This is a genomic window from Chryseobacterium camelliae (assembly GCF_002770595.1).
Taxonomy (GTDB): Bacteria; Bacteroidota; Bacteroidia; order Flavobacteriales; family Weeksellaceae; genus Chryseobacterium; species Chryseobacterium camelliae.
Genome location: NZ_CP022986.1, coordinates 417,554 through 430,538, shown reverse-complemented (window position 1 = coordinate 430,538; position 12,985 = coordinate 417,554). Strand labels below are relative to the sequence as shown.

General features: G+C 42.3%; 15 protein-coding genes. 11 read left to right on the top strand and 4 right to left on the bottom strand.

Translation table 11 applies throughout. The features are described 5' to 3' along the window. Positions 1–38: 38 nt before the first annotated feature. The 3 genes from CGB83_RS01915 (at position 39) to CGB83_RS01905 (ending at position 2,346) form a co-directional block, all read left to right on the top strand. The gene (locus CGB83_RS01915; RefSeq protein ID WP_100074258.1) at positions 39–1,049 is read left to right on the top strand and encodes an aldo/keto reductase; all 1,011 of its coding nucleotides are present in this window, start codon (positions 39–41) and stop codon (positions 1,047–1,049) included. A gap of 5 nt (positions 1,050–1,054) precedes the next feature. Then, positions 1,055–1,999: an aldo/keto reductase gene (locus CGB83_RS01910; protein WP_100074257.1), complete on the top strand. Its 945-nt coding sequence runs from the start codon at positions 1,055–1,057 to the stop codon at positions 1,997–1,999. A 146-nt stretch (positions 2,000–2,145) separates the two neighbouring features. Next, positions 2,146–2,346, top strand: coding sequence for a hypothetical protein (locus CGB83_RS01905; protein WP_100074256.1), 201 nt, complete (start codon positions 2,146–2,148; stop codon positions 2,344–2,346). A 219-nt stretch (positions 2,347–2,565) separates the two neighbouring features. Here CGB83_RS01905 and CGB83_RS01900 read toward each other — a convergent pair whose 3' ends face one another. After that, positions 2,566–3,168, bottom strand: a complete 603-nt coding sequence (locus tag CGB83_RS01900; protein WP_100077453.1) for a DNA-3-methyladenine glycosylase — start codon at positions 3,166–3,168, stop codon at positions 2,566–2,568. 133 nt (positions 3,169–3,301) lie between these two features. Here CGB83_RS01900 and xth point away from each other — a divergent pair, with 133 nt between their 5' ends. Then, positions 3,302–4,075, top strand: coding sequence for an exodeoxyribonuclease III (xth, locus tag CGB83_RS01895; protein ID WP_100074255.1), 774 nt, complete (start codon positions 3,302–3,304; stop codon positions 4,073–4,075). 11 nt (positions 4,076–4,086) lie between these two features. Here the strand turns inward: xth and CGB83_RS01890 are convergent, their stop codons facing one another. Then, on the bottom strand, positions 4,087–4,854 hold the full coding sequence (locus CGB83_RS01890; protein WP_100074254.1) for a succinate dehydrogenase/fumarate reductase iron-sulfur subunit: 768 nt from the start codon (positions 4,852–4,854) through the stop codon (positions 4,087–4,089). 252 nt (positions 4,855–5,106) lie between these two features. Here CGB83_RS01890 and CGB83_RS01885 point away from each other — a divergent pair, with 252 nt between their 5' ends. The 6 genes from CGB83_RS01885 to CGB83_RS01865 all read left to right on the top strand — a co-directional run bounded on the left by CGB83_RS01885 (position 5,107) and on the right by CGB83_RS01865 (position 9,778). After that, on the top strand, positions 5,107–5,703 hold the full coding sequence (locus tag CGB83_RS01885; protein WP_100074253.1) for a YciE/YciF ferroxidase family protein: 597 nt from the start codon (positions 5,107–5,109) through the stop codon (positions 5,701–5,703). 191 nt (positions 5,704–5,894) lie between these two features. Further along, positions 5,895–6,071 carry a hypothetical protein gene (locus CGB83_RS20070; protein ID WP_157761266.1) on the top strand — a complete coding sequence of 59 codons (177 nt, stop codon included), beginning with the start codon at positions 5,895–5,897 and terminating at the stop codon, positions 6,069–6,071. A gap of 32 nt (positions 6,072–6,103) precedes the next feature. Further along, positions 6,104–6,916 carry a GLPGLI family protein gene (locus CGB83_RS01880; protein ID WP_100074252.1) on the top strand — a complete coding sequence of 271 codons (813 nt, stop codon included), beginning with the start codon at positions 6,104–6,106 and terminating at the stop codon, positions 6,914–6,916. Between the two features lie 357 nt (positions 6,917–7,273). Next, entirely contained in the window at positions 7,274–8,257 is a 984-nt protein-coding gene (locus CGB83_RS01875; protein ID WP_228420049.1) for a serine hydrolase domain-containing protein, read from the top strand. Positions 8,258–8,536: 279 nt separating this feature from the next. Then, positions 8,537–9,094: a DUF4256 domain-containing protein gene (locus CGB83_RS01870; protein WP_100074250.1), complete on the top strand. Its 558-nt coding sequence runs from the start codon at positions 8,537–8,539 to the stop codon at positions 9,092–9,094. 180 nt (positions 9,095–9,274) lie between these two features. Continuing rightward, complete coding sequence (locus CGB83_RS01865; protein WP_100074249.1) at positions 9,275–9,778, top strand: hypothetical protein; 504 nt, start codon at positions 9,275–9,277, stop codon at positions 9,776–9,778. Between the two features lie 204 nt (positions 9,779–9,982). On the opposite strand, the gene CGB83_RS01860 is transcribed toward CGB83_RS01865, so the two are convergent. Then, positions 9,983–11,023, bottom strand: coding sequence for a threonine aldolase family protein (locus CGB83_RS01860; protein WP_100074248.1), 1,041 nt, complete (start codon positions 11,021–11,023; stop codon positions 9,983–9,985). 82 nt (positions 11,024–11,105) lie between these two features. On the opposite strand from CGB83_RS01860, the gene CGB83_RS01855 reads away from it, so the two are divergent. Further along, positions 11,106–11,762, top strand: coding sequence for a metal-dependent transcriptional regulator (locus CGB83_RS01855; protein ID WP_100074247.1), 657 nt, complete (start codon positions 11,106–11,108; stop codon positions 11,760–11,762). A gap of 80 nt (positions 11,763–11,842) precedes the next feature. Here the strand turns inward: CGB83_RS01855 and CGB83_RS01850 are convergent, their stop codons facing one another. After that, on the bottom strand, positions 11,843–12,982 hold the full coding sequence (locus tag CGB83_RS01850; RefSeq protein ID WP_100074246.1) for a hypothetical protein: 1,140 nt from the start codon (positions 12,980–12,982) through the stop codon (positions 11,843–11,845). Positions 12,983–12,985 lie beyond the last annotated feature (3 nt).

Below are 12,985 nucleotides of genomic sequence, written 5' to 3'. Positions count from 1 at the left end.
GCACGTCCATAACAGCCAAATTTTTAAATATAAGAAATATGAAACCAGAAATTTTAAATGAAAACCACAGGCTTGGGCTGGGAGGAGTTGCCATAGGAACTGCTTTCGCCGATATTACCGATGAACAGGCCAATGAAATATTCTCTAAAGCATGGGATTTAGGCATCAGGTATTATGATACCTCTCCATGGTATGGGCTTACGAAAAGTGAAAGGAGGTTCGGGGCCTTTTTACAGGATAAAAACAGGGAAGATTTCATCCTTTCTACCAAAGTAGGAAGAATCTTTACCGAAGTGCCGGAATCGGATGTGCCGCCAACCATGTGGCAAAACCCGCTGAATTATGATTTCAGGCATGATTATACTGCAGATGCCATTAAAAGATCAATTGAAGAAAGCCTGGAAAGGACCGGAATGGACCGTCTTGATATCGTCTATGTGCATGACCTTTCCGAAGACCAGGTGGGAGACCGCTATCCTTACTTTCTTGAGCAGGCTAAGAAAGGGGCTTTCAAAGTGCTTTCGGAATTGCGTGACCAGGGGGTTATCAAAGGCTGGGGAATGGGCGTTAATAAAATAGAACCCATCCTCGACTGTATTGATGATGCTGACCCCGACATCTGCCTGTCTGCAACCCAGTATTCCATCCTCGATCATGATTTCGCCGTAGACGTACTGCTTCCGGCCGTAAAGAAAGCTGGTGTGAAGCTGGTTTCCGGAGCAGGATACAATTCCGGGTTTATTGCCGGCAGGAACCGGTACAATTACAAGGAGCTTATTCCTAAAGGAATGACTGAAAAACGCGACAGAATTAAGGAAATCGCACAGAAATACAATACCGATATCGTGCATGCAGCCCTTCAGTTCGTCCTCGCTGCAGACGAGTTTGTTTCCATTATACCGGGCGCCAGTACGCCTGAACAGGTACAGGACAACGTGATTGCCCTTCACGCTGAAATTCCTTCGGACTTCTGGAAAGAGCTGAAATCCGAAGGACTGATCTATGAAAAAGCACAGGTTCCGGGTGATCATTCTAATAGTAATCAGTAAATGTTATGGAAAAAAGAACAATCAGCCACACAGACTTAACAGTAGCGCCGGTTAATTTCGGAGGGAATGTATTCGGGTGGACCCTGGATGAGAAGCAGTCCTTTCATATCCTGGACCGGTTTGCAGATGCCGGCTTCAATTTCATTGATACCGCAGATACCTATTCCTGGTGGGTCAACGGCAAGGGTGGACAGTCTGAGGAAATCATCGGAAAATGGATGAAAAGCCGCTCCAACAGAAATGACATGGTTATTGCCACCAAAGTAGGTTCTGAAACCCGTGAACATGATTTTGACATCAGTAAAAAGCATATCCTGAAATCCGTGGATGATTCGCTGAAAAGGCTCGGCACCGATCACATAGATCTGTATTACACGCATTTTGATGATGGTAAAACGCCGGTAGAAGAAACCCTGGAAGCCTACGATGAAATCATTAAAGCAGGCAAGGTCCGATATATCGGAGTATCCAATGTCTCACCGGAACGTATCCGGCAGTCATTTGAAGCAGCTGAAAAGCATCTTCTGCCGAAGTATGTAGCATTGCAGCCACATTATAACCTCATGGAAAGGGAAGGCTTTGAAAAGGATTATCACCCACTGGTTAAAGAATACGGTTTAAGTGTTTTCCCGTATTTTTCTCTGGCAGGAGGGTTTCTGACCGGTAAATACCGTGATGAATCTGATTTCGACAAAAGCTCCAGAGGAGGCGGCATGAAGAAATACCTGAATGACAAAGGCATGAAAGTGCTAAAAGCGCTGGATGAACTCAGTGAAAAGCATCAGGCAGGGCAGGCATCCATAGCGTTAGCCTGGCTGCTGGCAAATCCGGCGGTAACGGCTCCCATTGTAAGTGCTACGAGCGATTCCCAATTGCAGGCACTGTTCAAAGCAGTGGATATAAAACTGGATGAACAGGATATGCATATGCTGATCGATTCCAGTAAATAATGTACATAAAGAAATAAAATAGCCTGTCCGGTCATACACGGACGGGCTATTTTTATAATACCGAAAAAAATAGAATTTTTGTGACTGGCATCATATCCATGGTAGTGCATTAATTCCTAAGTTTGAAATCACCTAATTATAATATTATGAAAAATCTACTGTATATACTTTTGTTAGCAGGTGCTGTAACGGCCTGTAACAAATCAGAAACTCAATATCCCGGCACTCAGAATGAGGGTAAAACCATCAATGATGCTGAATCTGATACCATACGGAACCTGAATGAAGTATCCGATACGGCAAGACATGGGCAAGACAAGGTCAATGTACAGACCGATAACGAATAACTGTATCTTGAGAAATTTATTTAATAAGGTTGCTGACAACCTTTTTTCACGTGTGAAAAGAGTAAGTATATCACCGGATAATATATACTTATGTCATTATATTCAGAGATACTAATACTGCTTTTTAAACACTGTTCACTGTAGTTCATGCAGAAACAGCTGAATCAACGTCAGCTGTTTCTTTTATTCCAGTCATTGATGTCCTTTCTAAGTTTCAGATCAGCTTCTGGGCTTACTGACATACCGGTTGCCCCTGACATAAAACCGCCACGGCAGCAGCGCATCTTCCCTGGCATAGGCTACCCCGATTCGCGGACCGGATACAACCTGGTCGGAAGCATAGGAAATTCCATGGTCTTCAATCCAGATTTCATCTCCGGTCAGTTCTTTTCCGTTCATAGAGCGGTCTATGCCTAATGCCTTTGCTGCCGATCCCGGTCCTGATGAAATGGCTGTTTTGGAAACCGGCATATTCCTGCGCAGCTGCATAAGTTCCTGTCCAGACAGAGGCTCTATAGCTCTGATCAGCACCGCCTGAGGATCATCTTCCACAGAAGTAACGACATTGAAAAGGTAGTGGATGCCATAACACAGGTAAACGTAAGAGACACCGCCGTTCCGGTACATGGTTTCGGTCCTGCCGGTACGCCGCCCGCCGTAGGCATGGGATGCCTGGTCGGATATTCCACCATAAGCTTCCGTTTCAACGATGATGCCGGCTGAAATATTTCCGTCTGAACAGGTGTACAGTACTTTTCCTAGAAGGTCTTTGGCAAGGAAAAGCGTATCAGGATTTCTGTAGTAGGTTTCAGGTAACTTCATAAGCATTAATCAATCGGGGTTTATGTATTATCAGGTAAATATGAGAGCAAAAATAATGCACAACAAGCCTGTTTTTATCGTACTGCTGGAATACTTCTTGCGTTTTTAAAAGTTCTATCTAAAAACAGAGCATATGAAAATCGCCACCTATAATGTTAACGGGATCAATGCCAGGCTTCCCGTACTGCTGCGCTGGCTGGAAGAATCCAGACCGGATGTCGTATGCCTTCAGGAACTGAAAGCACCACAGGACCGTTTTCCGGAAAAGGAGATCAATGCTGCAGGGTATCATGCGATCTGGAAAGGACAGAAAAGCTGGAACGGCGTAGCGATCCTCACCAAAGGCCTGGATATTACCAAAGTGCAGGACACCCTGCCCGGAGATCCTGATGATGAACAGAGCCGTTACCTGGAAGCCATTATAGACCAGATGGTCATCTGCTGTCTTTACCTGCCTAATGGAAATCCCTATCCCGGACCCAAATTCGAGTATAAGCTGTCCTGGCTGAAGCGACTGAAAAAAAGAACCGATGAACTGATAAAGATGGATCTCCCCGCCATTATTATAGGCGATTTCAATATCATTCCAGAACCCATTGACGTCCATAAACCTGAGCGCTGGGAAAATGACGCCCTGTACAGGACGGAAGTGAGAAAAGCCTATCAGGGCCTGCTCAAAAAAGGATGGCTTGATTCTATCAGGAACCTGTTCCCGGAAGAAAAAATCTATACTTTCTGGGATTATATGTACCGATCGTATGACCGGGATGCCGGAATGCGCCTGGACCATATCTTACTGAGTCCTTATCTGAAATCTGCACTACAATCCGGTGGCGTAGACCGATATGTACGCGGATGGGAAAAGACAAGCGACCATGCACCGACGTGGGCCCGGCTCGAAAAATAAAGCGTCAAATATTATCCCTTATTAACCCAGGCTTTCATATATTCCCTGTTCAGCCGGGCTATATTGTCCAGGGAAATGCTCTTCGGGCATTCCACTTCACACGCACCGATAACGGAGCAGTTCCCGAAACCTTCCTCATCCATTGCCTTTACCATATTCAGGACACGCCTTTGCGCTTCTACCTTACCCTGCGGGAGAAGAGCAAAATGAGAAACTTTAGCGCCTACGAACAGCATCGCGGCTCCGTTGGGACAGCAGGCCACACACGCACCGCAACTGATGCATGCGGCGGCATCCATAGATTTGTCGGCGTCATCTTTATCAACGAGTATGGCATTCGCATCCAGCGTACTTCCGGAAGTATTGACGGAAATAAAGCCTCCGGATGCCATGATCCTGTCAAACGCACTCCGGTCTGTGATCAGGTCTTTAATGACCGGGAACGCAACGCTGCGCCAGGGTTCGACCACAATGGTTTCTCCATCTGAAAACCGGCGCATATGGAGCTGACAGGTAGCAATTCCCCGGTCGGGACCATGCGCTCTTCCATTAATATACAGGGAGCACATGCCGCAGATCCCTTCGCGGCAGTCATGATCAAAGGCAATCGGTTCCTTATCATCGTTGATCAGCTGTTCATTGAGGACATCGAGCATTTCCAGGAAAGAAGATTCGGTAGAGACATCAGAAAGACTGTAGGTTTCAAAACGGCCTTTCGTATTCCTGTTTTTCTGGCGCCATATTTTCAGGGTCAGATTAAGTTTTTTACGGGTATGCATAAGTTGTGATCTTTGTTATGGTAAGCTAAAGGTATCCGGAAAATTCAGGCAGGTTTATGAGTTGCCGCATGTCATAGCAATTATTATTGTATTACCTATATTCTGACCGATAAAATAAGAGCAATCAGAGCAGACAGCAGTCAAATAAAAAAAAATTACATACCACATCTCCTTAAATAAGAATATTTTACTTTACAATGGTCTTATAATTGTATCATAACCAGCAATCACAATTAATCACCAAATAGTATTATGGAAACGAAATCATCAGCTAAAAAAGCACCTGCGAAAACCGCATCAAAGACAACATCGTCTAAAACAACAGCATCTAAAACAAGTGCGAAAACACCTGCCAAAAAAGATGCTGCCAAAGAACTTAAAGATCTTTTCGAAGATTCATTAAAAGATATTTATTGGGCAGAAAAGGCACTGGTAAAAGCATTGCCGAACATGATGAAAAATGCCACCAATGAAAAGCTTAAAAAAGCGATCGAAGATCACCTTGCAGAAACAGAAACCCATGTAGAGCGTCTGGAAGCCTGCTTTGAAGCATTGGAAAAAAAAGCACAGGCCAAGAAATGCGATGCTATGCAGGGGATCCTGGATGAAGGGAAAAGCATCATCGAAGAAACAGAGCCGGGAGCAGTAAGGGATGCAGGAATCATTGCCGCTGCACAGAAAGTGGAGCATTATGAGATTGCTACCTACGGAACCATTTCTGCTTTTGCCAAAGTCCTGAAAGAAGAGGAGTGCCTTCAGCACCTTCTCCAGACACTGAAAGAAGAAAAGAAATGTGATGAGCTCCTGACAAAGGTGGCCGACACCAATCTGAACAGCAAAGCTTTATAACTGATACTGCTGTATATATAGAGAGATCCGTACATTCGGGTCTCTTTTTTTTGTTTCATATCCCTGTATTTTTATAATACACTTTTGTTCAATAGGGGGAATATTATCATCAAAGCTGAGTTTATAATTTAAAATCTCTTACAAGTGACATATTAATTGTATATTTACCGCTTAATCCTAAAACTATATCCATGAAATACCTAAAGAGAATCTCAAGAAACGGGATGAAAGATATACAGGCAGAAAAATGTTTGGAAGAATCGGATCATTGGTGCTGTTGTAATTATATGGGATGCAGTACAGCGATCTATGGTAATGATAAGGACCTGTTCTGTATTGGTGCTGGAACTCATCTGAAAAAATGCTAAAATAAGTGGTCTTTTAATCTATTGGTCAGCGTATGAAATATATACTTCTTTTCTGTCTGTTTTTGCCATTCCTGTATTTTTCGCAGGATTTCAGATTTACCTATAACTATAAATTCGTTGCGGATACTTTGGAGAAAAATACGGTTTCCGACGAACTCGTGGTCTTAGATTTTAATGAAAAAGAAAAACATTCTGTATTTACCGGCCTTAAGCATATCATTTCCGATTCAACCATGAGGGTACAGGCAGAAAGGGGAGTGATGGCATTTCCCGATCCTTCCATGAAAGTCAGGTATGTAGTAGAAAAATCTGCTGATGGTCCGATATATTTTTACAGTCCCAACCACACGCCGGATGCTGTGGTAAAAGTTAAAGAACAGAGAAAATTAAACTGGAAGATATCCAATGAAAAAAGGAACCTGATGGGGTATACCGTCCGGAAAGCAACGACAACATTTGGCGGAAGACAATGGGCTGCCTGGTTTACTGCTGAACTTCCTATTTCGGACGGGCCTTATAAATTCCACGGATTACCCGGACTTATTCTTGAAGTATCTGATGATACAAATACCCATACATTCAGTATCGTATCCATACAGAAAAATAAATCCGATTACCTTGTTTTGAATGATCCTACGTACAAAGTGGCGAAAAGTGTGACGCTGGCTGAATATGAAAAAATATCACAGGAAAGCCCTTTGGAAAGATTTAAGAAAAAGGCTTTTACAGGAGATATCATCTTTAAGACTGAGGAAGAAAAGCAGGGATTTTTAAAAAATATGGACGATAAAATAAAAGCAAGTAAAATACATGACAATAATCCTATTGAATTAATATATAATTGATTATAACAGGCAAGACAGTAGAATACATACATTAAGCGGTATAAATAAGCGGCGTATAGAAGAGTAGTGGTAACTTCAAATGCTCTGGCTGCTGATCTGTTAGAGCATGCCGGATTCACTTTATTTTTGTAAGTTAGCCCAGCGAAAACACATGGGCTCAGTGTCGGTCTGAATCGGTTTTTATTCAGATCCATTACCCTCGCCAATCTGTTTTCCCTGATAGGTAATTTAAAAAGCGGGAGTATGGGAAAAATATTTTCACTCATCTTGATCGTATCAATTTCAAACATTTCTTTTGGGCAAAAAACTCAGAGCCAACGCATTGATAGCGTATTTACATCTTTGTATGTAAAAAAAATGTTTAACGGGAATGTATTGATTGCAGATCAGGGAAAAATCACATTCGAGAAAAATTATGGTTTAGCGAATGAAGAGACCGGACAAAAACTCGATAATAATACTGTTTTTGAGTTAGCATCAATTTCTAAACAATTTACTGCTATGGGAATTGTTCTGTTGGAAAAACAGGGAAAATTGAAATATGACGATAACATTTCGAAGTATATTCCTGAATTAAGCTTTTATGGAAATATCAGTATAAGAAACCTGCTTAATCATACCAACGGGCTTCCTGACTATATCAAGATTTTTGAAGAAAAATGGGATAAAACAAAAATTGCCACGAATCAGGATATTGTCAATCTGTTAGTACAATACCAACCCAAACCTGTCTTTCAACCAGGCGAAAAATATGAATATAGTGATACAGGATATACTGTACTGGCACTGATCATAGAAAAAGTGTCAGGAAAAACATTTGGACAGTTTTTGAAGGAAAGCATTTTTAAACCGTTAAAAATGGAAAATACGTTTGTGTACAGAAGGAGATTTGAAACAAAAGAAATAAAGAATTATGCTCTTGGGTATATCACTGACAGTTCAGGTCATAAAATACTTCCGGACAGTCTGGGGAAAGAGTTTTACACCTATTATCTGGATGGAATTGTGGGTGACGGAACAGTGAATTCTACCACGGAGGATTTGTTAAAATGGGACAGAGCACTGTATACTGACAAGCTGATTAACTCAAGGGATAAAGAGCTTATATTCAATTCTGTGAAGACAAAAAACGGAGAAGAAACACAATACGGATTTGGCTGGTTCATAGGAAATTCAAAAAAATATGGCAAAATTGTCTATCATTCCGGAGGTTGGCCAGGATATTCGACTTTTATAGAAAGGCATCTGGACAATGACAAAACAATAATAATTCTTCAGAATACTTCAGATACAAAAATAAATGCTGCATTGCAGCAAGTAAGAATGATCATGTATCATTAATTCCTTAATGAAAGAACAGAATAAAAGTTCTCAATGATAAATCGGCTCAGATAATATCAACAAGTATAGAGTTCGTTTGGTAACAGCAGCTTTTTACATACAGAACTTATTCATAAAGCAAATTAATTAGGATAGCGAAAATCAGATTTCTATAATCTTGAAATATATACAATTTAACATAATATAAATTATAGGACTTTTTATAATTATGGTGTAGAAGTCTTGTACAGGCTATCAACTTCTATTATATTTATCCCGTAATAACCATTATAATATATTATGCATAAAAATAACCTATCTGCAGAAAGGACTTTTGAGCTGATTGAAATCCTTTCGGAGCGTTTTACAAGCAATATGCACCGTCATAAAGATCTTGACTGGCAGCAGATCCTTGTAAAACTTCAACAGCATCCCGAAAAGCTCTGGTCCCTGGATCAGATGGAAATCTCCGGCGGCGAGCCTGATGTGATCCGATGTGATCAGGATTCGCATACTTATCTGTTTATCGACTGTTCGCCGGAAAGTCCGATGCGGCGAAGTTTATGCTACGACCATCAGGCATGGGAATCCAGAAAAGCCAATAAACCGTTTGGTAACGCTGTAGACATGGCTTCAGTAATGGGCGTTGAAATCCTCAGTGAACAGCAATACCGTGAGCTTCAGCTGCTGGGAAAATTCGACCGCAAAACATCCAGCTGGATCAAAACCCCTGATTCCGTACGGAACCTGGGCGGAGCCTTATTTTGTGATTTCCGTTATGACATGGTCTTCACCTATCATAATGGCGCCGATTCCTATTATGCAGCCAGAGGTTTCAGAGGTTGCCTGAAGATATGATCCATACGATGACCATCATATTTTTATGTATGAATATCCTGTTCTTCATGTGGAAATTGTAAGCAGATCTCTCTATTATTTAGCATAATATTATGGAAAATATGTTATTTTTCATTTATATTGATGGTTATAATGTTCAGGATGATTATTTTAGCAGTACAATTGAAAATAAGATAAGATATGAGAACATTGGTTTTAATGGGTGCAATAGCGGTTGTTGCATTCAGCTGTAACAAAAAGGCGGAAGCTCCGGTCCCGGAAGAAAAGCCGGATTCAACAGCCATGACGGAGGAGCCTGTGGTAGACACATTAGGCCCGAAAACATTCTGCTATATGGGAGTAATGGGAAAAGATACTGTTTTTGCAAGCATTGATGACAATCTGGGAACCATTACCGGGAAATTACGGTATAAAAATGCTGAAAAGGACAGTTCCAAAGGGGATATCACAGGATTCAAGTCCGGCGATACACTGAAACTGACTTACGAATTTGCATCGGAGGGAACCAAGAGCAAGAGCGATATTTATTTTCTACAGAAAGGGAATACGCTTACCGAAGGTATAGGCGAACATAAGACTGAAAACGGGCAGATGAAATATTCAAGCGATAAGAAAATCAGTTATAAAGACGGCCAGACATTACAGGCTGCCGACTGTGCTCTTGTGGCCAGGGCATTGAAATAAATCAGCCGGAGAACATATCAGAATCCCCCTGAAATTTTTTTGACTCCCCTACTTTCTTCGGGTCTGAAACCCAAATAAGGCTAAAAAGGATTAAAAAACAAAATAATAGGCTGATTTTCAATATATTGAATCATCACAACCTATGCATTGCAGAAAAATTTTCAGGGGAATTTTACCCTGTTTAAACAGCCCTACCGGCTGTTTTTATATTTCAGGCATTGCCTGTTCTATTACCTGTATAAAACGGCTTACCGATTCATCGCCGGTATTCCAGGAAGTGATCAGGCGTATGGCAGAAGACTGGTCATCTATCTTTTTCCATATGTAAAACTCAAAGCTTTCGGATAAACGTTCAATAAGGGTATTGCTGAGAACAGGAAAAATCTGGTTGGTATAGGTATCGGACAGAAACTGTACTCCCCGCTCCTTCAGGAAATTTTTAATCTTCATCGCCTGTCCGTTGGCATGTCTCGCCAGGTCAAAATACAAATCTTCTTTCATCAGTTCCAGAAACTGGATTCCCAGCAGCCTGCCTTTAGCCAGCAATGCGCCTTTCTGCTTGATATTGAACGCAAAATCCTGTTGCAGCAAAGGATTGTTGATGATCACTGCCTCTCCTATCAATGCGCCGTTTTTGGTTCCGCCCATATAAAAAACATCGGTCAGCCGGGCCACATCTTCCAGCGTAAGATCACTGGTTTCAGCGGTAAGCCCATGCCCCAGCCTGGCACCGTCCATGAACAGGTACAGATCATGCAGTGTACAGAACGCTGATAAAGCTTCCAGTTCTCCCCTGTCGTACACCGTCCCGAGTTCGGTAGAATTGGAAATATACACGAGTTTAGGCATTACCTGGTGCGGTACATTGCGGTGCGATTCTAAAACAGGAGCGATGTCGGATGGTTTCAGTTTCCCATCGCTGGTTTCAATGCTTAAAACTTTATGTCCGGTAGCCTCAATGGCTCCCGTTTCATTATTGAGAATATGCCCGGTAGCAGCTGAAATTGCACACTGATAAGGCCGTAGGACGGAAGAAATAACAATCAGGTTGGCCTGCGTCCCTCCTGAAATAAAATAAATATCTGAAGTGTGGCTGTTCATGCGCGCTCTGATCAGCTCTTTAGCCTGCATGGAATATTGATCCTCTCCGTAACCCGCCTGCTGATCCTCATTATGTTCTAAAAGTGCCCGCAGGATATTCGGGTGGCAGCCTTCGGAATAATCGTTTTTAAATGAAAATTTCATGGTACAAAATTAAAAAAACTTAAAATAGCAAGGCCGCGTTTGAATTATTATTTTGTTAGATTTGTAAGGAAAACTGTCTAACATGCCGAAAATAACCTTAACCGAAGAAAATTACCTGAAAGCCCTGTTTCATGTTGTTGACCCAGAAGGTAAAGTGACCATCAATGAGCTCAGCAAGTTCCTCAATGTAAAGATGCCGAGTGTCAACAATATGATGAAGAAATTCGCTGATAAAGGCTGGGTAGTCTATGAAACGTACAAACCGCTCCTGGTCACGGAAAAAGGCCGGCGCGAAGCTGCGCTGGTCGTCCGTAAGCACCGCCTTACGGAAATGTTTCTCGTAAAGAATATGAATTTCGGATGGGAAAATGTCCATGAAATTGCCGAACAGCTTGAACATGTCCATTCACAGGTTTTCTTTGACAAAATGGATGAGATCCTTAACTATCCTAAATTTGATCCGCACGGTGAGCCCATTCCCGATAAAGACGGTAACATCATTGCCCAGGACCTGCAGAAACTCAGCAGCTGTGAAACCGGCGAGACCGTAGTTTTCACTTCTGTTACCCTTTCCGACGATGCCTTCCTGAGTTATCTCAATGAACGCAACCTTCTGTTGGATACCAAAATAAGGGTCATCAAAATTGAGAACTTTGATAAATCCATGACTATAGAAATTGAAGGAAAAAAAGAAATCCTCAGCAAAAAAGCCACTGAAAAAATCCTGGTCAGGAAATAGCCTCATCCGGTAGAACTCCCTTTCCACAGGACAAAAAAAATCCCGGCCACAAGACCGGGAGGATGATATAGACACAAAGCTTAATCCAGCACACTCCACCCTCTTTTCGGGTTGTTGTTGGATGAAACTTCCTGTTCGTTGACGATGATATTTTCTTTTCTCTGTCCGATGTAATCCAGTTCGCTTAACTTGGAAAAAATCGTTTCCAGGCTTCGCAGCATCTGCTGGATGTAGATCAGCGGTTCTCCGCAGTTGTGGTGGTCATAATTTGTTTCCGCTACAATGGATAGCTGGTTGAGCAGCGTATGCGGTGCAATCTCGCTCCATTCAAGGCTGTAATTCAGCATTTCTTCCAGTTCTGCAGGAACCAGTACTTGCGTGGAATTGTACAGATGAAGGGCCAGTTTGGCAAAGCTTTCAATCAGAAATACAGGCGGCTGCCACGGAATGATATTCCTGAACTGGAAATACATATCCCCGAACGTATTCACCATCGTGGTACATAAAAACTTCACATTCTGGGCTAAAGCTGTATTCTGGTTTTTATGGGAAGCTTTCTGGATGATCTTGAATGCATATTGCTGCAGGTTACCGATGGATTTGGCAAAGCCGTTATAATAGTCCAGCAAAGCCGGATGGCTCTGAATGGAGGTACATGGCGGGATAAACGATGAATCTACCTGGGCGATATTGCCTTTCAGGTCTACCTTACCGATGATCAGGTAATTTCCTCCCGAGAAGCTGCTGTTCAGGGAAGTTACCGGAAGCAGTTCAATATGGTAATTCGGTTGTGCATTCGGGTGGCGCGGCGGAATTTCTTCCGGGTCGATATCACCGAATGGGACTTTATCAAAAGGATTGACAGAAATCAGGATATAATAGTCTCCGTCTGCCTGTTCTTCGTTCATAGACCGGGCCAGGGACTTTACACTCACTCTCCTGTCGGTAAGTTCAATCCGGTATCCGGCCAGCGTCAGGGCACTGCAGCGTTTGATGACCAGCTGTACATCATTGGTTGCCGTATTGTGGACATCAAAGATCGTACGGTCTGTAAATTCATTGGAAATCGGCAGCAAACCGTAATTGTAAGTGGTGATTTCTAAGGAATTGGAATCCCGGATCATATCCGTCAGGAAATTATCCTGGTCATTCAGGTGCCGCTGGGAAACCTTCATGCCGTCTACCCAGTTGATTGCAAAATGTTTTATTGGCTGTATCATAGT